General features: G+C 65.0%; 23 protein-coding genes. 13 read left to right on the top strand and 10 right to left on the bottom strand.

Annotation, left to right across the window (positions count from 1 at the left end; all coding sequences use genetic code 11):
- Window positions 1-9 precede the first annotated feature (9 nt).
- Window positions 10-744, top strand: coding sequence for a hypothetical protein (locus FJ527_RS25565; RefSeq protein WP_140824316.1), 735 nt, complete (start codon window positions 10-12; stop codon window positions 742-744).
- An 89-nt stretch (window positions 745-833) separates the two neighbouring features.
- On the opposite strand, the gene FJ527_RS25570 is transcribed toward FJ527_RS25565, so the two are convergent.
- Window positions 834-1,793: an ornithine cyclodeaminase family protein gene (locus tag FJ527_RS25570; RefSeq protein WP_140824317.1), complete on the bottom strand. Its 960-nt coding sequence runs from the start codon at window positions 1,791-1,793 to the stop codon at window positions 834-836.
- Window positions 1,794-1,994: 201 nt separating this feature from the next.
- Here FJ527_RS25570 and FJ527_RS25575 point away from each other — a divergent pair, with 201 nt between their 5' ends.
- The 3 genes from FJ527_RS25575 (at window position 1,995) to FJ527_RS29435 (ending at window position 3,654) form a co-directional block, all read left to right on the top strand.
- Window positions 1,995-2,408: a DOPA 4,5-dioxygenase family protein gene (locus FJ527_RS25575; protein WP_140824318.1), complete on the top strand. Its 414-nt coding sequence runs from the start codon at window positions 1,995-1,997 to the stop codon at window positions 2,406-2,408.
- Window positions 2,409-2,494: 86 nt separating this feature from the next.
- A complete protein-coding gene (locus FJ527_RS25580) occupies window positions 2,495-3,328 on the top strand; it encodes a methyltransferase domain-containing protein (RefSeq protein ID WP_246677806.1) in 834 nt (277 codons plus the stop codon).
- A 182-nt stretch (window positions 3,329-3,510) separates the two neighbouring features.
- Window positions 3,511-3,654, top strand: coding sequence for a hypothetical protein (locus FJ527_RS29435; protein WP_181166483.1), 144 nt, complete (start codon window positions 3,511-3,513; stop codon window positions 3,652-3,654).
- Between the two features lie 70 nt (window positions 3,655-3,724).
- On the opposite strand, the gene FJ527_RS25585 is transcribed toward FJ527_RS29435, so the two are convergent.
- From FJ527_RS25585 to FJ527_RS25595, 3 genes are all read right to left on the bottom strand, one after another.
- Window positions 3,725-6,091, bottom strand: a complete 2,367-nt coding sequence (locus FJ527_RS25585; protein WP_246677807.1) for a cation:proton antiporter — start codon at window positions 6,089-6,091, stop codon at window positions 3,725-3,727.
- An 87-nt stretch (window positions 6,092-6,178) separates the two neighbouring features.
- On the bottom strand, window positions 6,179-6,871 hold the full coding sequence (locus FJ527_RS25590) for a DUF2270 domain-containing protein (RefSeq protein ID WP_140724925.1): 693 nt from the start codon (window positions 6,869-6,871) through the stop codon (window positions 6,179-6,181).
- A gap of 52 nt (window positions 6,872-6,923) precedes the next feature.
- On the bottom strand, window positions 6,924-8,147 hold the full coding sequence (locus FJ527_RS25595; protein ID WP_140824319.1) for an MFS transporter: 1,224 nt from the start codon (window positions 8,145-8,147) through the stop codon (window positions 6,924-6,926).
- Between the two features lie 98 nt (window positions 8,148-8,245).
- Between FJ527_RS25595 and FJ527_RS25600 the strand changes: the two genes are divergently transcribed.
- The 9 genes from FJ527_RS25600 (at window position 8,246) to FJ527_RS25640 (ending at window position 13,925) form a co-directional block, all read left to right on the top strand.
- Entirely contained in the window at window positions 8,246-9,154 is a 909-nt protein-coding gene (locus FJ527_RS25600) for a LysR family transcriptional regulator (RefSeq protein WP_140824320.1), read from the top strand.
- A gap of 146 nt (window positions 9,155-9,300) precedes the next feature.
- A complete protein-coding gene (locus FJ527_RS25605; RefSeq protein ID WP_140824321.1) occupies window positions 9,301-10,032 on the top strand; it encodes a gamma-glutamylcyclotransferase in 732 nt (243 codons plus the stop codon).
- A 94-nt stretch (window positions 10,033-10,126) separates the two neighbouring features.
- Complete coding sequence (locus FJ527_RS25610) at window positions 10,127-10,450, top strand: metalloregulator ArsR/SmtB family transcription factor (RefSeq protein ID WP_140824322.1); 324 nt, start codon at window positions 10,127-10,129, stop codon at window positions 10,448-10,450.
- Window positions 10,447-10,878, top strand: a complete 432-nt coding sequence (locus FJ527_RS25615; protein ID WP_140824323.1) for an SRPBCC domain-containing protein — start codon at window positions 10,447-10,449, stop codon at window positions 10,876-10,878. The genes FJ527_RS25610 and FJ527_RS25615 overlap by 4 nt, the downstream gene beginning before the upstream one ends.
- Window positions 10,879-10,957: 79 nt before the next feature.
- On the top strand, window positions 10,958-11,350 hold the full coding sequence (locus tag FJ527_RS25620; protein ID WP_015316760.1) for a VOC family protein: 393 nt from the start codon (window positions 10,958-10,960) through the stop codon (window positions 11,348-11,350).
- A gap of 39 nt (window positions 11,351-11,389) precedes the next feature.
- Window positions 11,390-11,611 carry a hypothetical protein gene (locus FJ527_RS25625; RefSeq protein WP_015316761.1) on the top strand — a complete coding sequence of 74 codons (222 nt, stop codon included), beginning with the start codon at window positions 11,390-11,392 and terminating at the stop codon, window positions 11,609-11,611.
- Window positions 11,604-12,050 (top strand): DUF1801 domain-containing protein, encoded by a 447-nt coding sequence (locus FJ527_RS25630; RefSeq protein WP_140824324.1) that lies wholly within the window; start codon window positions 11,604-11,606, stop codon window positions 12,048-12,050. Before FJ527_RS25625 ends, FJ527_RS25630 begins: the two co-directional genes overlap by 8 nt.
- Before the next feature lie 32 nt (window positions 12,051-12,082).
- Window positions 12,083-12,475 (top strand): DUF1801 domain-containing protein, encoded by a 393-nt coding sequence (locus FJ527_RS25635; protein ID WP_140824325.1) that lies wholly within the window; start codon window positions 12,083-12,085, stop codon window positions 12,473-12,475.
- 355 nt (window positions 12,476-12,830) lie between these two features.
- Entirely contained in the window at window positions 12,831-13,925 is a 1,095-nt protein-coding gene (locus FJ527_RS25640) for an acyltransferase family protein (protein ID WP_140824326.1), read from the top strand.
- A gap of 29 nt (window positions 13,926-13,954) precedes the next feature.
- Here FJ527_RS25640 and FJ527_RS25645 read toward each other — a convergent pair whose 3' ends face one another.
- The 6 genes from FJ527_RS25645 to FJ527_RS25670 all read right to left on the bottom strand — a co-directional run bounded on the left by FJ527_RS25645 (window position 13,955) and on the right by FJ527_RS25670 (window position 21,010).
- Window positions 13,955-15,955, bottom strand: a complete 2,001-nt coding sequence (locus FJ527_RS25645) for a glycoside hydrolase family 127 protein (protein WP_140824327.1) — start codon at window positions 15,953-15,955, stop codon at window positions 13,955-13,957.
- Between the two features lie 86 nt (window positions 15,956-16,041).
- A complete protein-coding gene (locus tag FJ527_RS25650) occupies window positions 16,042-16,899 on the bottom strand; it encodes a carbohydrate ABC transporter permease (RefSeq protein WP_140617877.1) in 858 nt (285 codons plus the stop codon).
- Window positions 16,899-17,825 (bottom strand): sugar ABC transporter permease, encoded by a 927-nt coding sequence (locus tag FJ527_RS25655; protein ID WP_015316767.1) that lies wholly within the window; start codon window positions 17,823-17,825, stop codon window positions 16,899-16,901. Before FJ527_RS25655 ends, FJ527_RS25650 begins: the two co-directional genes overlap by 1 nt.
- A 171-nt stretch (window positions 17,826-17,996) precedes the next feature.
- Window positions 17,997-19,274: a sugar ABC transporter substrate-binding protein gene (locus FJ527_RS25660; protein WP_140716548.1), complete on the bottom strand. Its 1,278-nt coding sequence runs from the start codon at window positions 19,272-19,274 to the stop codon at window positions 17,997-17,999.
- 74 nt (window positions 19,275-19,348) lie between these two features.
- On the bottom strand, window positions 19,349-20,392 hold the full coding sequence (locus tag FJ527_RS25665) for a LacI family DNA-binding transcriptional regulator (RefSeq protein WP_140824328.1): 1,044 nt from the start codon (window positions 20,390-20,392) through the stop codon (window positions 19,349-19,351).
- 384 nt (window positions 20,393-20,776) lie between these two features.
- Window positions 20,777-21,010, bottom strand: a complete 234-nt coding sequence (locus tag FJ527_RS25670) for a hypothetical protein (RefSeq protein WP_015316770.1) — start codon at window positions 21,008-21,010, stop codon at window positions 20,777-20,779.
- Window positions 21,011-21,207 lie beyond the last annotated feature (197 nt).

A 21,207-nucleotide genomic window follows, 5' to 3' on the forward strand; every position in this document is an offset into this window, starting at 1 on the left:
GGCCGTTGGGTGAACAAGGATGCGCATCGAGTGATGCTAAAGGTCAACGACGCCTGGCAGGCGGCGATCTATGGCCTCCAGCAGATGAGCCAGGTGAGCTCTGTATTGCCGCAGAGCGGCTACGAGGCGTTCAGGCTCGACACCAATACGCCTGACGATGAAGTAAAGCTCGACTTCGGGCCAATCGTCTTCAACGTTCCAGAGCGGCCGAACCGGCGTTCACCCGACCTCTTCGTAGTGGCTCAGGGTTGGCTGACCCTCCAGGGGCCTGACTTCAGACAGTTACCTCTTCGGACAAAAAACTTTGGAACAGAAGTTGGCTATTTTCGTCAGAAGGGGCAAAATCTCGACCATGTCTTTGGCGCCCATTTTGATATGGACGAAGCCAGACCTGGTCACCCCGTCTTCCACGTCCAGTTCGGGTCGCAGCAGGCGTTCGTCGCCGCGGTGCATACGTTGTTCAAGCGCGACGAAGCGGTCGTGGATCGTGTCGGTGCAATACTTGGTACGGTTCGGACGCCCTCTGCGCAGATGGACATCTTCTCCGTTATAGCCCAGATCTGCGCCGACCATCTGATGTGGCAAGACTCCAGCACTGATGTGAAGGACGCCTTTGCGAAGCTGCGAAGGTCCTGCGATTTTCTCGTTGGGGCGGCACACCGGCTACCGTTCCTGAGCGAGGCTCACGCTGCGGGATGCTATCGTGCCTCGCATTGGTACGAAGCTCCCGCAGCGAACGCCTGATGCGCGCTGTCGAGGATGGCTGAGTAGATGAGCAGGCTCGGTCCAACGCAGTCCGGCCCGAAACCCGTTCCCGCCATTCCCTCTTTGCTCTACGCCCCAACCATCCCAGCCACCTTGGCCCGGCCATACACCAACCCAGTCACCGCCAGATCCCCCACAGCCAACCCCCGGAACACAAACGCAGTCGCCTCGCCCGGGCTCTGCCGCCCCGCAAAGTCCCCACAGACCAGCCCCGTCAGGTCGCCCACAACCATCCCCGGGTCGACCATCGGCTTGGCCATGTTTCTCTCCTGCTCCAAATCGTCGACGATGATGCGGTCGAAGCGGGGCATCGTCTCGGGTAGCCAGGGAAGGGCCTGGTCGGTCATCACGGTGAAGCTGCCTGGCTTCAGCCAGTTCGCGTCGAGGAACGGCGCGGGCTTGGGCACCAGGGTCACCGTCGTCACCACCATGTCGGCGCCTTCGATGGCGGCCCTTGCCGTGTCGCAGGGCACGGCGTCCAGACCCCGCGATTGCGCCATTTGGCACAGCGCGTCGCGGTTGGCGGTGCCGCGGCCGAAGGCGCGGATTTCGCGCAAGGGGAAGAGGTCGGCGAATGCCTCTAAATGGCCGCGCGCTTGCACCCCGCAGCCGATGAAGGCCAGGGACGACGCATCGCTTCTGGCCATGCGCCTGGCGGCGACGGCGCTCAAGGCGGCCGTGCGCTTCTCCGTCACCCAATTGCCGTCGACCAGCGCAAGCGGCAGGCCGGTTTCGGCGTCGAGCAGCGTGATCAGCGAATTGAGCGTCGGCAGTCCGCGCCCGGCGTTGCGCGGGTTGACGACCAGCGATTTCGTCGCCAGCACGGGCGGCGTGGAGGCGACGCCCAGCGTCGCCATGATGTAGCGGTCGTCGCCCGGCAGCACCACCGCCTTCGGCGCGCACCAGACCTCGCCGCGCCGCTGGCCGACGATCTGGCGCTCGATCTCGTCGACCATGTCGACTGTCGAGATCGCCAGGCGGTCGAGCAGCCGGGAAGACAGGTAGGGCAAGGTTTCGGCGGTGTTCATCTTGTCATTTCCTAGGGGACGACCAGACTACACGATGTGCGCGGGGCCGAAAGCCTCGCGGCGCCGGCGGCGTGACGGCATGCCTGGGAAGCGGAACCGCGTCCAGCGGCGCCGATCGTCCCGGGGGCTCGAGCGGGCAGTCGGTGACCTTGCTTAAGACCGCGCTCTCGGGCTGAATGGCGGGAGGAGGAGGGCATCGAGATGAGCCAAGACAGTCCACGGCCATTGGCCGAGATCGCCAGCTATCACGCGCATGTCTATTTCGACGGCCAAGCCGAGCGGCAGCATGCCGAATGGCTGCGGCTGCGCATCGCGGAACGATTCCGCGTGCGCCTGGGCAATTGGCACGACCGACAGGTCGGCCCGCACGACAAGGCCATGTACCAGGTCTCCTTCGGGACCGGGATGTTCGGCGCGCTGGTTCCGTGGCTGATGCTGAACCATGGCGGCCTGAGCATCCTCGTCCACCCGAACACGAGCAATCCCAAGCGCGACCATCTGCTCGATCCCATCTGGATCGGCCGGCCGCTGGCGGTGCATGGCGACGTGCTTCCGGACGACCATGAGGCGGAAGAGGCGCTGGAACCCAACACCGAGCCGTCCCTGCCGGCGTAGACCGGCGCCGGTTCCACGCGGCGCAGGGCATTGCGTGATGGCGTCCGGTGCGCTTCTATCCCTGCCGCGCCATGGGGGGTCATCATTTGTCTGGCAGGAACCAAACGTCCACCGGTCACGAAGCGAGCGAGGCCGGCTGGCTCGATCTTCATTTCGAATCGTCGCGGCCAGAATACGAGGCGGCCTTGCTCGACGCCGGCATCCGCCCGGGCTGGCGCGTGCTCGATGCCGGCTGCGGCAGCGGCGGCTTCCTGCCGCTCATCGCGAGCGCCGTCGGCTCCTCCGGCTTCATCGCCGCGCTCGACCTCGCGCCCGAAAACATCGGCCGGGTCGAGGCGCTCGCGGGCACGCTGCCCGAGCCGCCGGAAATTGCCACGCATGTCGGCAGCATCCTGTCGCTGCCATTCGCCGACGCATCGTTCGATTGCGTCTGGTCCGGCAATGTCATGCAGTATCTGACGCCGGCCGAGTTCGTGCTTGCCGTCGGCGAGGCCAGGCGCGTGCTGAAGCCGGGCGGCATCCTGGCGGTCAAGGATTTCGATTCGACCATCCTGCAGATCCTGCCCATGGATCGGGCCCTGCTGGCGCGCTTCATGGCCGCCAGGCTGCAGGGGTTTCGCGACCGGGGCGTGCTCGGCACCGATTGCGGTTCGATGCTTCCGGCGCGCCTGCGGCAGGCGGGCCTGGAGGTCGTCAGCCGCAAGGGCTGGCTGGTCGAGCGCTGGGCGCCGGCGCCTCGCTTCACGCGCGACTATGTTCGCGACCTGCTGGCCTATTTTGCCAGCGTCGCGCCGGGCTACGCCCTGCCTGACGCCGACCAGGCCTATTGGCGGGAGCTGAAGCAGCGGCCGGATCGCCTGCTCGACGATCCCGATTTCTGCTACCGCGAGTTCTTCGTCATGGCGGTCTGCCGGACCTAGCGCTCAACCGCGACGACCGGCGGCTTCGCGAGGCCGGGGCAAACCCGCTTCGGAGATGCAGGCCAAGCCAAGCCGCGTTCGCCAGTCGAATGGCCGGCTTTCGATCGAATTTCTTTGCAACCCGTTAATGCGGCCATGCGTCAATAAGCATCTGCTAATTATCCGGTGGCGTGGGGTACGCAATGACCAAGAATCTTGGCAATGGACGCTATGTGCCGCCCAAGGACACAAGCGTCTCCTTCTTCGGCAAGGTCGCGCCGGCGCTGTTTCCGCTCGTCGCGGCGGCGCTGGGCTACGTGATCGGGCGGCAATTCCTCGGCCTGTAGGCGCAATTCCAGGAACAGCGCGTAGCGCCCCCTCGGGGGGAATCGCGTCCTCCGGCAAGGCCGACAGGCATCAAGCCCCGGTCTCGGCTGCCGCCTCCTCGGCGGTGGCTTCGGTTCGGCGGACGCGGTCGCTGGCCAGAAGCACGACCGGGCAGGCGGCGGCGGTCAGCACCGCGCTCGCCGTGTCGCCGAAGAACAGTTCGTCGCCTGGCCGCTGCGTGACGCCCATCACCACCATGGCGGCGCCCTTGGCTGCTTCCCTGGCGATCGCCCTGTCGGGCGTGGCGCGCGTCCTGATCGCTGTGTCGACGGCGACGCCATAGCGGTCGGCGAGATCGGCGACATCCTTGAGCACGGCCTCCTCGCGGCGGTGCGAAACCGAGCTCGGCCGGCTGCCCTTGCGGGCCTGCGAGACATAAAGGACTTTCACGCGCGCCCGGTGCGGCCGCGCCAAGGCGAGCGCGAAATCGGCCGCGCGCCGCGCCACCTCGGTGCCGTTCACCGGAACCAGAATGGTCGCGCCGGCGCGCAGCATCGGCATCTTGCCATCAGCCTTGGCGCCATTCAGCACCAGGCAGAGCGGGCCGTCGAAGCCGCTGGTGATGGCGTTCAGCGTGCCGCTGAAGGTGCCTTCGGCCAGCGCGTTGTCCAGCCCGACCAGCAGCAGGCCGTAGCCCTTGCGGGCTTCCGCCGCGATCGTCTCGGTGGTGGCTTCAAGCTCGGTGCGGGCCGTGAGGTGGACCTTGTCGACGGGCGTATCCTCGGCCTTCCTGACAGCCCTGGCGCTTCTGGCCGCCCCCCTCTTGACCTGCTTGGAGGCGCGCTCGGGACCTTTGTCGCGGGCCGGGCCGGACAATTTGCCATCCTCGAGGTGGAGCAGCGTGGTCGGCATGCCGCTGCCCCCGCCGACGAGACCGGCGAGATAGGCGGTGAATTTGCCGACCGGGCTGTCGTCGACAAGCAGCAGCAACCGCTCCAGCTTGGAGACGAAGCCGCGCTCGTCGAGCAGTTCGCGGTCGACGCGCTGCTTTTCGGTGTCGCCGACCGGCAGCCGGCCGAGCGCCCAGCGCAACATCGGCGGCATGGCCAGCGTGGTGATGACGGCCATGGTGACGATCATGGTGAACAGATTGTGGGAAAGGATGTTCATCGACAGGCCGATCGAAGCAACGATGACCTCTGTCGAGCCGCGTGCGTTCATGGCGCTGCCGACGGCAGTGGACTCCTTCAGCGACATGCCGGCCAGCCGGCCGCCGAGGAAGGCGCCCGAGAACTTGCCGATGCTGGCGATCGCCACCAGCGCCAGCGTCAGCAGCGCCAGCGTCGGGTCGGCAAGCACGGTGAGGTCCGCGGACAGGCCGGCCATGCCGAAAAACACCGGCATGAACAGCGCCGTGATGACGCCGCGCAACTGGCCCTCGATGTGGTCCGACAGGATCGGCGATTCCCCGACCAGTATGCCGGCGACGAAGGCGCCGAGCACGGTGTGGACGCCGATCAGGTTGGTGATCAGCGCCATCACACCCATGATGATGAGGATAACGGTGATGACGGCGTATTCGCTTCGGAAGGAATCGTTGCTCCAGCGGATCAGGGTGAACACCAGGCGGCGGCCGATGGTGAAGGAGAACACCATGAACAGCGCCACTTCGGCCACCGTCAGCACCAGCGGCAGCACCTGCAGGCTGCCATTGGTGGCGATGCCGAACGTGACGGCGATGATCAGCCAGCCGATCGTGTCCTCGATGATCGCCGAGGAGACGATGACCTGGCCGAGGTTGCGGCGCATGAAGTTCATTTCGCGCACCACCATGGCGACGATTTTCACCGAGGAGATCGACAGCGCGGTGCCGAGGAACAGTCCGGCGACGATGCGTTCGCTCGGCTCGGGCAGAAGCGTATCCGGGAGCACCTGCGCCAGCGCGAAACCGCAGGCAAAGGGCAGGACGACGCCGGTGATCGAGATCGAAAAACAGGCCGCACCCACCCGCCGCACGAGCCGCAGATCCGTCTCCATGCCGGTCAGCAGCAGGAGCAGCAGGATGCCGAGCTGCGAGACGGCATCGATCATGCTTTTCTGCGCCGGATCGGTGGAGAAGATCAGATGCTGGGCGCCGGGCCAGAGCCAGCCGAACAGCGACGGCCCGAGCAGGATGCCGCCGATCAGCTGGCCCATGATCGCCGGCTGGCCATAGCGCTGGAAGATCTCACCCAAGCCACGCCCGACCAGAAGCAGAAGCACGATCTCGGCGACGAACAGGCCTTCGGCCGAGCCGCCCATGCCCGAGGCGTGGCCGGCCGGCTGTGCGGCCAGCGCCTGGCTTGCCGAGGCGAGGGCGACAATCGCCAGCGAAAGGGCGGCGGCCAGCGAAAGGGCGGTGGCCAGCGAAAGGGCGGCCGCGGTGCCGTGCGACCTTGTTGCCAGTGGGTGGATCATGGGTCCCTTCAAGACGCCGCCGCGGACTGACCATCACAACGCGCGGCCGGGGTTTGCGTTGCAGCCATCCATCACGAGGTATCGAACTCAGACGTGGACGTCGCCGAAGGAGAGTTCGCCGTCGTCGCCCGGTGTCAGGAAGGCGGCTGCCAGCAGGACGGCATAGAGGAGGGCAACCACGGCGACGATGACTACGCCCGGAATGGGACCGAGCGCCGCGGCGCCGACAGCTTCGCGCATCGTGCCGACAAAGCCGACCGGCACGCCTTGGTCAATCAGGCTCGGGGTCGACAGTTTGAGGATCCAGGCGAGCAGCAGGATCAGCATCATGTGCAGGTAGTTGCGGCGCAAGCGGCGCGCCAGCGCCACGCGCTGCGAGACCAGGAATTTTGGCGTGCGCAGGCTCTCGCCGAGGATCAGCAGCCAGTCGGAGGCAAAGTCGGGCTGCGGCGAGAAGATCTGCGCGAAATAATGGCGCTCGAACTGGCGCACGCGGGCGCGATAGACATCGAAGAAGCGGTAGCGGCGCGCCTCGATCCACAACAAGAGCAGCACCAGCAGCATGGCGAACAGCAGCACGCCGTGATGGGCACTGGCCGTCGACAGCGACACCGACAGCATCGCCGCGACAACGGTGATCGCCCAATTGCTGGTGCGGTCGAGGCGGTCGCGCCAGCCCGCCATGCGGGCGATCTCGGCGCGATGGAAATGGGACATCACGGTGACCAGCTCGCCAGGCGAAAGCGGCCTGCCGACGGGCGTTGCCGGCGCATCGTTCATGACTTCCTCCCCGCCGACAACGCTTATGAGGCAATGTCGTTCCGGCCAGCGGTCATTCGGGCCCGCCGGTCCAGTCGACCAGCAGGGCAGCGAGACCAAAGGCGGCGCCGATGGCGCAGAGACAGGGCCAGCCGCCCAGGGTCCAGCCGATGCCGGCCAGCAAGGAGCCGATGGCGCCGCCGATGAAGAAGATGCCGACGAACAGGCCGTTGAGGCGGCCGCGCGCCTCGGGACGCAGCAGGTTGATGGCGCGGCGGCCGAGCGTCTGGTCGCCGGTGACGCCGATGTCGAGCAGCACGGCGCTGACGCCCATCAGCGCGAGCGGTGTCCATGACGCGCCGGACTGAAAGGAGCCGGCCCAGGCCGCCAGCACCAGCGCGCCGATCAGCAGGAGATGGCAGAAGATCGTCGCCGCCCGCGTCCAGCCACGGTCGCCGGCGCGACCGAACAGCGGCGTAACCACGGCGCCGCCGGCGCCGACGAGCGCGAAAAGCGCGATGCCGCGTTGCCCGAGGCCGAAAGGCGGCTGCGCCAGGCGCAGGGCCACCGCCGTCCAGAACAGACTGAACGCCGCCATCACCAGCGCCGCGGTCAAGGCGCGGCGCCGCAGCACCGGCTCTTGGCGCAGCAGATGGAACAGTGAAGCAATCAGCGCGCCATAGGACGATTTCACCTCCGGCCGCCGTCGCGGCAGGGTGAAGGCGAGCACGATGGCGAGCAGCGTCAGGGCGGCGGCGCTGAGGCCATAGAAGGCGCGCCAGCCCCAGGCATCGGCGACGAGGCTGGCCAGCGGCCGTGCGAGCAGGATGCCGATCATCAGTCCGCTCATCACATCGCCGATGACGCGGCCGGCCTCGCCGGGCGGCGCCATCGAGGCGGCGATTGGCACCAGTATCTGGATCGCCGAACAGGCGGCGCCGAGCACGAACAGGACGATCAGCAGCGAGGCGATGGTGGGCGCCAGCGCGGCGATGCCGGCCGCAAGAGCCGCCGCGCCCAGCATGCGCAGGATCAGGGTGCGGTTTTCGCCGAGATCGGCCATCGGCACCAAGAAGAACAGGCCGGCGGCATAGCCGAGCAGCGTCGCCATGGCGACCAGACCGACGCTCGCTGCGCCGGCGCCGAGCGACGGGCCGATCAGGCCGACCAGTGTCTGCGGCGCGAACAGATTGGTGACGATAATGCCGGTAGAGGCTGCAAAAAGCAGCGTCTGCGGGCCGGTGATGGTTCGAGCCGGCAGCCGTCCGGCCAGTTGGCCGTCATTGGTATCGAGCATGAAGTCCTCAATGAAGTGGCATATCCTGTAAGGACTTTATGCCGAAGCTTTATCATGCTACAATTCAATCTAATCGATAATGATTATGCGAGATATGCATGAACATCCACGATCTCGAAGCTTTCGTCGCCGTGGTGGAAACTGGCTCGATCGTCGGCGCCTCGGCCAGGCTCAATCTCACCCAGCCGGGGGTCACGCGCCGCATCCAGAACCTCGAGGATGGGCTGGCGACAGCATTGCTCGACCGCCAGTCGAAGCCGCTGAAGCCGACCGCCTCGGGACGCGAAGCTTATGAGCATGGCCGGCGCGTGCTGCGTTCGCTGGAGGATCTGAAGGCAGGCGTGTCGCCGCAAGGCGAGGTCAGGGGCGAATTCCGCCTGGGCATCATGCCCTATCTCTCGGATGCGGCGCTGGCGCTGCCGCTCGATGGCCTGCGCGCCGCCTTCCCGCAATTGACGCTGCGCATCACTTCGGGCTGGTCGCCAAGGCTGGTCGAGCAGGTGGCGCGCAGCGAGGTCGACGCGGTGGCGGTGTGCCTCGCCGAAGGCCTGGCGCCACCGGACGAACTGGCCCGCGACGATCTCGGCGTACAATCGGTGCTGCTGGTCGCGTCTCCCGGCCTTCGCGTGCCGAAGCAGGCGAAGCTTGCCGATCTATCGCGCTTTGCCTGGGTGATGAACGAAAACGGCTGCGGTTTTCGCGCCTTCATCCGCCAGAGCTTCGAGGCCGCGAGGCTGCCTTTCCAGGTCGGCGTCGAAGCGCTCAGCGTCGATCTCAGAATGTCGCTGGTGGCGCGCGGCCATGGCATCGGCATCGTCACGCCGGGCGCCTTCGCCGACAGTCGCTGGCGCGATGCCGTCGAGGTGATCGACTGCCCCGACTTCAAGCCGCAAGTCCGCGGCTGGCTGCTGCACCGCCCGCCTGCCGGGCGGCTAGGGCGCCCCATCGCGCTGTTCCGCGATGCGCTGATCGACGGGCTCAAGCTGCCGATGCCGCTGGTGTCATAGGCACGCCGAACGCCGCCCGAATTTGTCGAATCCGATCAAGCTGCTGCACGGGATGGCTCAGGTGCGGATTCCAGGTTTCGAACGGTTCTGGCTCTTGAGAATCCCCAAGCCTTCAGCAACATGGCTGCTATGGCCGAGGCACGACAATGAGCAAGCCGATTTCCGCCGCACCGCGCAAATCACCGCCACGCAAGTCGCCGATGGCGCTGACCGAGGCGCTGGTGGCGCGCACCTTGCGCGCGGTCGAGGATGCCGGGCCGGTGCCGGGCATGATCCCGATGACCGATGACGACTATGCGCGGTTTCGCGACGAGATCCTGGCCTCGGCACCGACCGGACCGCTGAAACTGTTCGCCTATGGCTCATTGTTGTGGAAGCCGGCGGGCGAGGTGAGGGGCGGCGAGCGGGCGGTGGCGCGGGGCTGGCACCGGTCGTTCTGCTTCACGGTGCAGCGCTTTCGCGGCACGCTCGAGCAGCCCGGCTTGATGATGGCGCTCGACCGTGGCGGCCAGTGCCAGGGCATGGTGTTCGAGATCGCCGAACCGGTAGCCGCCAATCTGGAAGCGCTGCTGCGCCGCGAAATGACCATCCTGCCCGCCGTCAACGTGCCGCGCTGGCTGCGGGTCAGCACCGAAAGCGGGCCGTGCCTGGCGCTCGGCTTCGTCGTGGATCCCGCCAACCCGCGCTATGCCGGCAAACTGGACAAGCCCGCGGTCGCGGCGACGCTGGTGAACGCCGTCGGCCATTGGGGCTCGGGCGCGCAATATCTGTTCGAGACCATCCGCCATCTCGACGCCTGCGGCATACGCGACCGCAATCTGTGGCAACTGCAGGAACTGGTGGCGCGCGAGATCGGTCGCAGCCACGGCCCCATATAGCACCACCGTGTCAGGACGCTGCAATCTTCCGCTTGACGAACATATATCCCTGTGGTTATACGTCAACCAATAGCCAACGGGTTATCGATTAGAAATGCCAGACGCTCATGACATGCTCTTCAGGACGCTCGCCGACCCGACACGGCGGGCGATTTTCGAGCGGCTGTGCCGCCAGGGAGAGCAGACGGTTGGGGCGCTGACCAGCCAGTCCGGCGTCTCGCAGCCGGCGGTGTCGAAGCATCTCGGCGTGCTGAAGCAGGCCGGGCTGGTGCGCGACCGCCATCAAGGCCGCCAGACGCATTACAGCGCCCAGCTTGCCGCGCTGGCGCCGCTGATGGACTGGACACGCCATATGGCGGGGTTCTGGGAAAGCCGGTTCGACGACCTCGAGGATTTGCTCAAAAGGATGGACCAGTGAACGACAGTGCAGAGCAAACCCGCACTGTCGTCGTCGAGCGGGAAATCTCCCATCCGCCCGAAAAACTCTGGCGCGCGCTGACGCAACCGCATCTGATCGAGGAGTGGCTGATGAAGAGCGATTTCAAACCCGCCGTCGGCCATCGCTTCAACATCAGCGCCGACTGGGGCGGCGTGCTGGACTGCGAGGTGCTTGCCGTCGAGCCGCACAAGAGGTTGTCCTACAGCTGGAACCTCGCGCATCAGGACCCAGCGTTCGATCTCAGGAGCGTGGTGACTTTCACGCTCACCCCGACGCCAACGGGAACCCATTTGCGCATGGAGCAGGCCGGTTTCCGGCCCGACCAGAAGCGGGCCTATGGCGGCGCCAAGGTGGGTTGGCCGCAATTCCTGGAAAAGCTGGAAGAGCTTCTGGCGCGGACGGACTGAGGCCTCTCGGCCGAACTGAAAGCCACACAGAAATATTAGAGGGCGGGTTTCCCGCCAGCAAAATCATGGAGAAAAAGCGATGAAGATCAAACTGACCAGCATCTATGTCGACGATCAGGAAAAGGCGCTTGCCTTCTACACCGGCGTGCTGGGCTTCACCAAAAAAGCCGATTTCAGCAATGGGCCGTTCCGTTGGCTGACGGTCGTCTCGGCCGAAGAGCCCGACGGCACCGAATTGCAGCTGGCGCTGAACGACAACCCGGCGGCAAAGGCCTACCAGCAGGCGATCTTCAAGCAGGGCCAGCCGGCGCTGATGCTCTTCACCGACGACATCAAGGGCGACCATGAGCGCATCAAGGCGAATGGCGGCGCCTTTGCCATGGCGCCTACCGACGTGACCGGCTCGACCATCGCCAAGTTGGAGGATGGCTGCGGTAATCTCATCCAGATCACCGAACTGGCGCGCTGGTAGGGCGCCGGGTTTCAACGCATAGCGCAAGAGGAGGCAGAATTGGACTGGAGCAAATGGATGCGGCAAGCGCATCGCTGGCTGTCGATCATCTTCACGGCGACCGTCGTCGCCAATTTCGTCACCATGGCGTTTGGACAGCCGCCGGCCTGGGTGGTCTATTCGCCACTGCCGCCGCTCTTCCTTATGCTGTTCAGCGGCCTCTATATGTTCGTGCTGCCCTATGTCGCGAAAGGACGCAGCGCACAGCGGGCCAATGGATAGGAGGAAAGCGCATGGCCAAGGCGACCCGGCCAAGGCTGAGCCGAAGCTGCTTTCCGGCGGCAACCCGCAGATCGCCAAGGATTATGGCGACGCTCCGGTGCAGGCCTATATCGCGGCAATGCCGGGCTGGAAGCGCGAGATGGGCGGGCGGCTCGACGCGCTCATCGAGCGCGCCGTGCCCGGGGTGAACAAGGCGGTGAAATGGAACTCGCCTTTCTACGGCGTCGAGGGCGAAGGCTGGTTCCTCAGCTTCCATTGCTTCACCAGATACATCAAGGTGGCCTTCTTTCGCGGCATGTCGCTGGATCCGGTGCCGCCGGGCGAATCCAGGAGCCAGGACACGCGCTACCTCAACATTCATGAGGACGACGCGTTCGACGAAGCGCAGTTCAGCGCCTGGGTGAAGCAGGCGAGCCTCTTGCCTGGCGAGCGCATGTGAGTGCCCTATCTAGCATTCGAAGGAGAAACGGCATGACGACCACCCAGGACAGCAAATCTCCCTCCGAGCTGATCGACGGCAGGATCAAGGACTTGGGCGACTGGCGCGGCGAGATGCTGGGGCGGCTGCGCACGCTGATCCATCAAGCCGATCCCGACGTGGTCGAGACGTGGAAATGGCGCGGCGTGCCGGTGTGGGAGGATGCCGGCATGATCTGCACCGGCGAGACCTACAAGGCGGTCGTCAAGCTGACCTTCGCCAAAGGTGCCGCGCTGCCCGATCCCGCGCGCCTGTTCAATTCCAGCCTCGAAGGCAACACACGGCGCGCCATCGATTTCCAGAAAGGCGAGGAGGTCGACCAGGAGGCCTTCAAGGCGCTGGTACGCGCGGCGGTGGCTTTGAACAAATCCAAGTCCCGAAAGTAATCGTTCATTGCGCATAAAGGTCACGGTCGGCGCTGCCCCTCACTGTCCTGCCGGACATCTCCCCGTAAACGGGGCGAGAGGGCTACCGCGAGGCCGACGCTCTTTCCGCAACGCCGGCGATTGGCGAAATCGGCGAGAACGGCGTCCCTCGCCCCGTTTACGGGGAGATGATGCCGGCAGGCAGGCGAGGGGCAGCGCGGACGGCAGATGATTGCCAACGGCTTCAACACGGCGGCCCGCGGACCTGCCAGCCTCACCGCAAGACAGCCGCGTTTACGATCTGGGAAGCTTGATGGTGCTAGACATTGCGGGATGATGGCTGGCCAGCCGGGCCGGCCGGTTTGGATTCGCCGCCATGAACAGCAGCCCGATGCGCATGCCCTGGGTGGACACGGCCAAAGGTCTCTCGATCATCCTCGTGGTCATGATGTACTCGGCCTACAATACCGGCGAGTATACAGGCGGCGTCGGCTTTCTCCACTATGTCATCGGCTTCGCGACGCCGTTTCGGATGCCGGAATTCTTCCTGATCTCGGGGCTGTTCCTGTCGCAGGTGATCGACCGGCCGTGGCTGCGCTATATCGACCGGCGCGTCGTCCATTACCTCTATTTCTACGTGCTGTGGGCGATCATCTCGATCGGGCTGAAGATCGGCATCTTCAGCCGGGATCCCGCCGGCATGCTGCACGACCTGGCAATGGCCGTCGTCCAGCCCTATGGCGTCCTGTGGTTCATCTACATGCTGGCGGTGTTCGGTCTTGCCGCGAAACTGCTGCGGCAGTGTGCCGTGCCCGCCTGGATCGTCATCCCGATCGCGGCCGGCCTGCAGATGTGGGCGCCGCATCCCGACAGCTACGCGGTCGAACAATTCGCGGCCTATTTCGTCTTTTTCTACGTCGGCTTCGTCATGGCGCCGCTGGTGTTCCGGCTCGTCGAATGGACGCAGGCCCGCCCGGCTGTGGCTGTCGCCGGGCTCGTCCTGTGGGCTGTCGTCAATGGCCTGCTGGTCTATTCGCCAGGTTATGCCATGCAGCCGGTCGGCATGCAGATGGGCCTGGCGGCATGGCCGCCGCTGCATCTCGTCCTGGCCGTCGCCGGTGCCGTGGCGCTTTGCGTGCTTGGCGGTTTCCTGTCGAAATTTCCCGCCATGGAATGGCTGCGCTGGCTGGGCGAACATTCCCTGGTCGTCTATGTCGCCTTCACCATTCCGATGTCGCTGTTCCGCGGCGCGGCGCTGGCAAGCGGCCTGCTGACCGACACGGGCTTGCTCAGCCTGGCGGTGCTGCTGGTCTCGATCATCAGTCCCATCGTGCTCTACTTCATCGTGCAGCGCATCGGCTTCGGCATGTTCCTGTTCGAGCGGCCGGCCTGGGCGCATATTGACGGCAGCGCCGCGAAAGCAGCGCCGAAAAAGCCGCTGACCGCCGCCGCCCAGTCAAGCCGGACATAACCGGCCGCCCCACGGCGTTGCCGCCGGTATCAACCATCCCGCAGCCAAACCAGCATCTCGCCGGGCTCGCGGTTGTCCCAGGCGAAATAGGGGATGGCGGTCAGGCGCGTCTCGACCCTGGCCGGCGGATCGGCGCGATAAAGGCCGTCCTGCCAGCCATCCCCGGCATCGGCTTGTGCCGTGGCTGAAAGCGTCACCACACCGCCGAGCAGATCCGGTTCGTCATGCGCCTCGATGCCGGCCGTGCGCGGCAGGGTCAGGCGATGCAGGCGATTGTCATTGTCGGTCGCCTCGACGCAGTAGATCAGCGGCCCGCGCGACAGTGCGACGCGGCCGGCATCCTGCCTCACCTCGGGATTGGCATAGAGCCGCTCGATCGGCATTTCGAGATCGAGCCGGACACGGTCGCCCTTCTGCCACCTGCGCCGGATCGCGGCGTAGCCGTCACTGGTCAAATCCTCGAGGTCGACCGTCTCGCCATTGACGGCCAGGCCGGCGTTGCCGCTCCAGGCCGGCACACGCAGGTGCAGCGTGAACTCTACCGGCGCCTGCGGCTCAACGGTAATCTCGACGGCACCATCCCAGGGATAGCGGCTCGCCTGCGTCAGCGTGACCGGTGTGCCTGCAATGTCGAAGCGGGCGGTGGAGTCGCCATAGAGATGAACCGCCAGCGCGTCGTCCGCCAGGCTGTAGAAATAGCTGCCGATCGAGGCGACCATGCGCCCGATATTTGGCGGGCAGCAAGGGCAGCGGTGCCATTTCCATCTGTTATGCTTGCCCCGGCTTTCCAGCGGGTTCTCGTAGAAGAACAGCGAGCCGTCGAGCGACAGGCCGGAAATGGAACCATTGTAGAGCGCGCGCTCCATCATGTCGGCGTAGCGGGCGTTCGGACCCATGCCGAGCATGCGGCTCGCCCAGAACACCAGCCCGACCGATGCACAGGTCTCGGCATAGGCGGTTTCGTTGGGCAGGTCGTAGTCGCTGGTGAAGCCCTCATTGTGCGCCGAGGGGCCGAGCCCGCCGGTGATGTAGAGGTTCTTGGTGGTGAGGTCGTCCCACAGCCGGTCGAGCGCTACCCGCAACGTGTCGTCGCCATATTCGGTCGCGATGTCGGCCATCCCCGAATAAAGGTACATGGCCCGCACCGCGTGGCCGACGACCTTGTCCTGCTCGCGCACCGGTATGTGCGACTGGCTGTATTCGTAGGTCTTGAAATGATAAGCCTTCGGGTCGGCGCCACGGGCGCGCGCCTCCTCGTCGAAATAGTGCGGCTGCTGCCCGCGCTGGTCGATGAAGTATTTGGCCAATTCCATGTACTTTTGTTCGCCCGTCACCCGCGCCAGCTTGACCAGCGCCAGCTCGATCTCCTCATGGCCGCAATAGCCCTTTTTCTTGCCGGGCTCGGGCCCCAGCACCGAAGCGATGTGGTCGGCATAGCGGCACATGATCTCGAGCAGCTTGCGCTTGCCCGTCGCCTGGTAGTAGGCGACCGCGCCCTCGATGAGGTGGCCGGCGCAATAAAGCTCATGGCAGTCGCGCAGATTGGTCCAGCGCTTGCCCGGCTGGATGCGCTGGTACCAGCTGGAGAGATAGCCGTCCTCCTGCTGCAGCCTGCCATACATGTCGATGACGGCGTCGATCTTCTTCTCAAGTTCGGGATTCTTACGCCGGTAGAGCGAATAGGCCGCGGTCTCGATCGTCTTGCCGAGATCGGAATCCCAGAACATCTGCGTGGTCACCGTCGAGCCGGTGAAGCCGGCGGAGGCCGCCTCGTCGGGCGAGGGCGAGTGGAACGGAATGACGACGCCTGGCGAGGGCTGGTCCGGATCGATCTGCTCCAGCATGCGCGCCGCCACGCAGCGGTCGTAAAGGATGTCGGCGGTGCGCGTGGCAACCGCCTCGGCGCGGTCACCCCAGAAGCCGCGCACGTCGACCTGCGGCACCGGCAGCGGGCGGAAGGCGAGCTTCGGCTTGCCCGTCTCCTGCGATTTATTTGGGGTGGCGTGCCGGGGGGATGGCGATGCGGTCATGAACTCACTCCATTCGATCTGACGTCTATCTCTTTGTTGGAGCATGATCTTTCCGAAAACCGGTTCCCACTTTTCGGGATCATGCTCTATTTGACGGCCCCGGCCATCAGGCCGCGGATGTAGAAGCGCTGCAAAGCCAGGAACAGGATCAGGCACGGCACCATCATCACGGTGACGCCCGCCTGCACCGCGCCCCAGTCGATGGCGCCGAAGCGGCCGGACTGAAGTGCGGTCATCATCACCGGCAGCGTGAACTTGGACTGGTCGGTCATCAGCACCAGGGCAGCGAGGAATTCGTTCCAGGCGCCGAGGAAGGCAAACAGCGCGATGGTGACGACACCAGGCCAGACCAGCGGCAGCATGACCTTTATGAGCATGGTGGCGTTGCCGGCGCCGTCCATGCGCGCGGCCTCCTCGATCTCGCGCGGCACCGCATCGAAGGCGTTGCGCATCATGAAGATCGAGAACGGCAGCTGCAGCGTCACATAGACGCCGACCAGGCCGGTCAGCGTGTTGTGCAGGCCAAGCTTGGTCAGCACCAGGAAGATCGGCGTCAGGATCGACTGGAACGGGATCATGATCGTCGACAGGATGAGGACGAAGAACAAGTCCTTGAACGGGAACCGAAACCGCGAAAAACCGTAGCCGGCGAGCACGCTGACGATGACCGACAGCATGACCGTCATCACCGAGACATAGATGCTGTTCTGCGCCGAGGCCCACAGGCCGTCGCCGAAACTGTTCAGCGTTTGATAGTTCTCCAGCGAGAAGCCCGTCGTCGGCCAGGGCGGCAGCGGCGGCAGGCGCGCCTCCTGTGCCGGCTTGAAGGCCGACAGCACCGTCCACACGATCGGCGCCACGAACAGCACCGAGGCGACGATGCCGGTGGAATGCCTGGCCAAGCGCGCGGCAAGCTTGCCTGTGCCCGATATCGCCTGCGCCATCAGTCGAGCCCCTCGGGTTTGCGCAGCAACCAGAGCTGGACGAGGCTGAGCGCCACCAGGATGACCAGCAGCACCATCGAGAGTGCCGCGCCATAGCCGAGCTTGAACGAGACGAAGGACTGGTTGAAGATCCAGTACACCGCCGTCAGCGTCTGGTTGCGCGGGCCGCCGCGCAGGATGATGTAGAACTGGTCGAAGGCAAGGATGGAGCCCGCGACCGACAGGATCAGCGCCAGCGCCAGGGTGCGGCGCATCAGCGGCAAGGTGATCGCCCGGAACCTGGCGAACGGCCCGGCGCCGTCGATGACGGCGGCCTCCTGCAGATCCTGCGGGATCGACTGCAGGCCGGTCATCAGGATGATCATGGTGAAGCCAGCGACCTTCCACACCACCATGGCGATGATCGACCAGAAGGCCGGTTGGAAGGTGGCGAGCAGGTTGAACTTCTTGTCGATCAGGCCGAGATCGTAAGCGGCGGGGCTGAACAGGCCTGAATCGACGTTGAGCAGCCACGACCACAAAAGGCTCGCCGAGGCAAAGCCGACCACCGCCGGCATGAAGAACATGGTGCGGTAGAGGTTGGTGAACGGGCGCGGCCGCTCGATGAAGATCGCCAGCGGAAAGGCGACGGCGAAGATCGCGATGGTGACGATCAGCGTGTAGTAGCCGGTGAATCTCAGCGCGTTCCAGAACCTGGTGTCGCGCAGGATTGCCCAGTAATTGCCGAGGCCGATGAAGGAGTGCTCGCCCATCAAGGGCCAGTTGTGCAGCGACATCCAGGCCGTCATGCCGAGCGGAATGACGAAGAACAGCATGACCAGCGCCACCGCCGGCGCCACATAGAGCAGGCCAATCCATTGCCGGCGCCCGGCGCCAACGCGTTTGCGGAGGCGGGGTGGGGCGGTGGTTGCGGTGATGGTGGTCATGGCTGTTTCCCTGGCGCTGCGTCCCCTCCTCCTCGAGGGGAGGGTCCGGCCGAAGGCCGGGGGTGGGGTCCTCCGCCAAGCGCGCCGACATCAAGGAACGTCGAGCACTGCCGAGACGACCCCACCCGGACCTGCGGTCCGACCTCCCCTCAAGGGGAGGTGGAGGCGCCGCTACTTCTGCGGCGCCTGGTCGATGATCGACTGCATGGTCTCCTGCGCGTTTGCTATGGCCCCATCGACGTCGTCGCCGAAGAACACCTCGTTGATCATCTGCGTCCATGGGCCGTTGGCGGAGTTGATCAGGTCGTTGAACACCACCGAATACGGCGTCTTGCCCTTGGCCATCGCCTCGGCGGCAATCTGGTAGCGCGGGTCGAGCTCCTTCAGCGCGTCCTTGGCGATGTCGCCGCGCACCGGCAGGCTGCCGTATTTGGCGAGGATCGTCTGGCCTTCGAGCGAATAGGCGAAGTCCAGGAACTCCTTCACCACGGCGAGTTTCTTGGTGCCCTTGGTGACGACGAAATTGTCGCCGCCGGCAAAGGACGACCAGTTGCCATCCTTGCCCGGCAGGAAGGTGACGCCGTAGTCGACATCAGGATATTGCGTGTTGAGCGCGCCGATGGCGAAGGCGCCGGAGGGCGAGATGCCGATATTGCCGGCGGCGAAGGCGGCAAAGAAATTGGCGCCGGTGTCGGTCTGCGCGCCCGCCGGCACCAAATCCTTCTTGACCATCGAGCGGTAGAGATCGATGGCGCCGCGCAATTGCGGGCTGTCCAGCGTCGCCTTGGAGCCGTCCTCCGACAGGATGTCGCCGCCCGAGGCCCAGATCAGCGGCGTGAAGGTGAAGATGTTGCAGCCACCGCAATTGCCGGAGAAGTAGAAGCCCTTGATGTTGCCGCCAAGAGCGTTGACCTTCTCGGCGTCGGCTTCGATCTCGGCCCAGTTGGCCGGGCCTTTTTCAGGGTCGAGGCCTGCCTGCTTGAACAGCTTCTTGTTCCAGATCAGCACCGAGGCGTCGGCCGAGAAGGGCAGGCCGTAAATGCGGTCCTTGTAGGTGCCGGTCTTCACATGCGCGGGCGACAGGCTGGCGAAATAGGGGAGCGATTTCGCCCAGTCGGTGATGTCCTCCAACTGGCCGGCGGCGGCGAAGGAGGGCGTGTAGATCAGGTCGAGCGACAGCGCGTCGGGCGCCGTGCCGCCGGCGGCGGCCGCGCCATATTTCGGGATGATCTCGGCATTGGGGATGATGTCGAGCTTGACCTGGTCCTTGTTCGCCTTGTTGAAGGCGTCGACGATCCTCGGCATGAAGTTCGAGCCGTCGGCGCGTACCCAGATGTTGGCGGTTTCGGCGGCGGCAAATTGCAGGCCGCAACCCAGAACGGCAGCCGTCAACGTCAATTTGGTCAGGGCCAATTTGGTCGGGGCCAGTTTGGCAATCAAAGTCCTCATGTTCTCCTCCTCCTCATTTGGCCGCGATGCGCGGCTTGCCGCCGATCGCGGCGCTTCGTTTCTCAGCCGTCTTTTCAGCCGTCGGGCAGGCGGCCGCAGGACTGCCGCACCACCAGCCGGCACGGCAGTTTTCTGATGCCCGGCGCGGCGGGCTTGCCGCCGACCAGGGAAAGCAGGGTCAGCCCGGCCTCGCGGCCTAGTGCTGTCAGGTTCATGTCGACCGAGGTCAGCGGCGGGCGGGTCGCCTCGGCCACGATCTCCCAATTGTCGAAGCCGATGACGCCAACATCGCCGGGAACGCTCAAGCCACGCTCGCGCAGAGCATCGATGACGCCGCGCGCGATCTGGTCGTTGCCGCAGAAGACGGCGTCCGGCTTTTCTCCCCCGCCATCGAAAAGGGTCGTCACCGCCTCATGCCCCCAGGCTTCCGACCAGGCGCCGAGCAGGGGTTCGATGACGGACAGGCCGTTCTCGATCAGCGCGGCGCGATAGGCCTGCGCCCGTTCATGCACCACGGCAAAACTGGCCGGGCCGGTGACATGGGCGATGCGCTTGCGGCCGAGCCGGCAGAAATGGTCGACGGCCAGCCGCGCCCCGCCGGCATCGTCGGAAACGAAGGCGACGGCGTCGGGATCGGGCTGAGTGAAGGCGTAGATCACGGGGATGCGCAAATTGGCGAGATCGATCGGCAGATGGCGGTCGATGCGCTTGCCGGTGGCGATGATGCCGTCGACGCGCTTGTCCAGCATGGCCTCGACATGGAGCTGGCCGAGCCGGGGATCCTCCTCGACATTGCACAGGAACACCGAGACGCCGGCATCGACCAGCGCATCCGAAATGCCCGACATCAGCGGCAGCGAAAAACGGCCATAGGTGTCGTTGGTGAGCAGGCCGACAGTAAATGAGCGGCGCCTCAGCAGGCTCTGCGCCAGGCTGTTAGGCCGGAAGCCCAGGTTGCGCGCCGTCTCGCGAATGCGCTCGCGGGTCTCGGCGGTCATGCGCCCCTGATCATTGAGTGCCTTGGATGCAGTGGCAACGCTGACGCCGGCCCGCGCGGCCACGTCGCGCAAGGTGACGGGTTTGGGAAAGACCGGAACTGGCTGGTCGTCCGATGCCATCGCGGCAGAAATCCTTGGTTTGGAAAAAGGTTTTCCCTTACCGGCCGGAATAAAGCCCGGCTAACGGCCGAACCCCATCGGGACTGTCTGGAAAAACCTTTTCTCAACTTGAAGGCTAGGCCAGATCGGGGGACCGATCAAGAGGAAAATGGCCAGATCAGGGTTCCTCGGTACCATCCGCTATTTCGCGCGCGGCCGCGACGTTTCGCATCTTCGAGGCCGAAAGGCAGGTGAAAGGGAACGCGCCGCGGTGTGGAGCTGGACGCTCTTGCCCTTGGTCGGCAGGATCATTGCATGGCTGGAACGTCAGACGTGGCTTGAGCCGCCGCATTCCTTGACTCGGTGCAAGCCCAGCGGGAGACCGCTCACGTCCTTGGAGTGACTCTATGCCTTCTTGGCCACACGCTTCTTTTTCGGCGCCGGGTTCAGCGCTTCCGCCACGCGATCGGCTTCTTCCTTGGCCAGGCGCAATTCCCTCAGCCTTGCCGTCTTGATCTCCCTGGCCCTCGCCTCGGACATGTATTCGGCGGTTGCCTTGTTGCGCTCCGCGGTTTTCTTCTGCTTGTCGACAAAGCGGGCTTCAGCTTTTTGCATGATCGTCTGATTGCCGTCGGCCATTGAAGAAATCTCCTTCGCGCGTGAAATCGTGAAAATGAACTTCTCGATAAATAGGCGCCCGGAAGGAAAAATTCAATCTTTCGAATAATTTGGCCTCCTTGTCGGCGTCAGGAGACCGCGCTTCGAAATAATACTTTTGAAATTTTTCTCCCGCCGGAATCAAATCTTGCGCCGGGAATGGAGATAGCGCCAAGGCG

Source organism: Mesorhizobium sp. B2-4-18, from assembly GCF_006441385.1.
Lineage (GTDB): Bacteria > Pseudomonadota > Alphaproteobacteria > Rhizobiales > Rhizobiaceae > Mesorhizobium > Mesorhizobium australicum.

What these genes read in the sequence shown, in the direction of transcription:
- FJ527_RS25570 (WP_140824317.1), bottom strand. Translation starts at nt 1,793, where the DNA reads ATGAACACCGCCGAAACCTTGCCCTACCTGTCTTCCCGGCTGCTCGAC.
- FJ527_RS25575 (WP_140824318.1), top strand. Translation starts at nt 1,995, where the DNA reads ATGAGCCAAGACAGTCCACGGCCATTGGCCGAGATCGCCAGCTATCAC.
- FJ527_RS29435 (WP_181166483.1), top strand. Translation starts at nt 3,511, where the DNA reads ATGACCAAGAATCTTGGCAATGGACGCTATGTGCCGCCCAAGGACACA.
- FJ527_RS25585 (WP_246677807.1), bottom strand. Translation starts at nt 6,091, where the DNA reads ATGATCCACCCACTGGCAACAAGGTCGCACGGCACCGCGGCCGCCCTT.
- FJ527_RS25590 (WP_140724925.1), bottom strand. Translation starts at nt 6,871, where the DNA reads ATGAACGATGCGCCGGCAACGCCCGTCGGCAGGCCGCTTTCGCCTGGC.
- FJ527_RS25595 (WP_140824319.1), bottom strand. Translation starts at nt 8,147, where the DNA reads ATGCTCGATACCAATGACGGCCAACTGGCCGGACGGCTGCCGGCTCGA.
- FJ527_RS25600 (WP_140824320.1), top strand. Translation starts at nt 8,246, where the DNA reads ATGAACATCCACGATCTCGAAGCTTTCGTCGCCGTGGTGGAAACTGGC.
- FJ527_RS25605 (WP_140824321.1), top strand. Translation starts at nt 9,301, where the DNA reads ATGAGCAAGCCGATTTCCGCCGCACCGCGCAAATCACCGCCACGCAAG.
- FJ527_RS25610 (WP_140824322.1), top strand. Translation starts at nt 10,127, where the DNA reads ATGCCAGACGCTCATGACATGCTCTTCAGGACGCTCGCCGACCCGACA.
- FJ527_RS25620 (WP_015316760.1), top strand. Translation starts at nt 10,958, where the DNA reads ATGAAGATCAAACTGACCAGCATCTATGTCGACGATCAGGAAAAGGCG.
- FJ527_RS25630 (WP_140824324.1), top strand. Translation starts at nt 11,604, where the DNA reads ATGGATAGGAGGAAAGCGCATGGCCAAGGCGACCCGGCCAAGGCTGAG.
- FJ527_RS25635 (WP_140824325.1), top strand. Translation starts at nt 12,083, where the DNA reads ATGACGACCACCCAGGACAGCAAATCTCCCTCCGAGCTGATCGACGGC.
- FJ527_RS25640 (WP_140824326.1), top strand. Translation starts at nt 12,831, where the DNA reads ATGAACAGCAGCCCGATGCGCATGCCCTGGGTGGACACGGCCAAAGGT.
- FJ527_RS25645 (WP_140824327.1), bottom strand. Translation starts at nt 15,955, where the DNA reads ATGACCGCATCGCCATCCCCCCGGCACGCCACCCCAAATAAATCGCAG.
- FJ527_RS25650 (WP_140617877.1), bottom strand. Translation starts at nt 16,899, where the DNA reads ATGGCGCAGGCGATATCGGGCACAGGCAAGCTTGCCGCGCGCTTGGCC.
- FJ527_RS25655 (WP_015316767.1), bottom strand. Translation starts at nt 17,825, where the DNA reads ATGACCACCATCACCGCAACCACCGCCCCACCCCGCCTCCGCAAACGC.
- FJ527_RS25660 (WP_140716548.1), bottom strand. Translation starts at nt 19,274, where the DNA reads ATGAGGACTTTGATTGCCAAACTGGCCCCGACCAAATTGGCCCTGACC.
- FJ527_RS25665 (WP_140824328.1), bottom strand. Translation starts at nt 20,392, where the DNA reads ATGGCATCGGACGACCAGCCAGTTCCGGTCTTTCCCAAACCCGTCACC.
- FJ527_RS25670 (WP_015316770.1), bottom strand. Translation starts at nt 21,010, where the DNA reads ATGGCCGACGGCAATCAGACGATCATGCAAAAAGCTGAAGCCCGCTTT.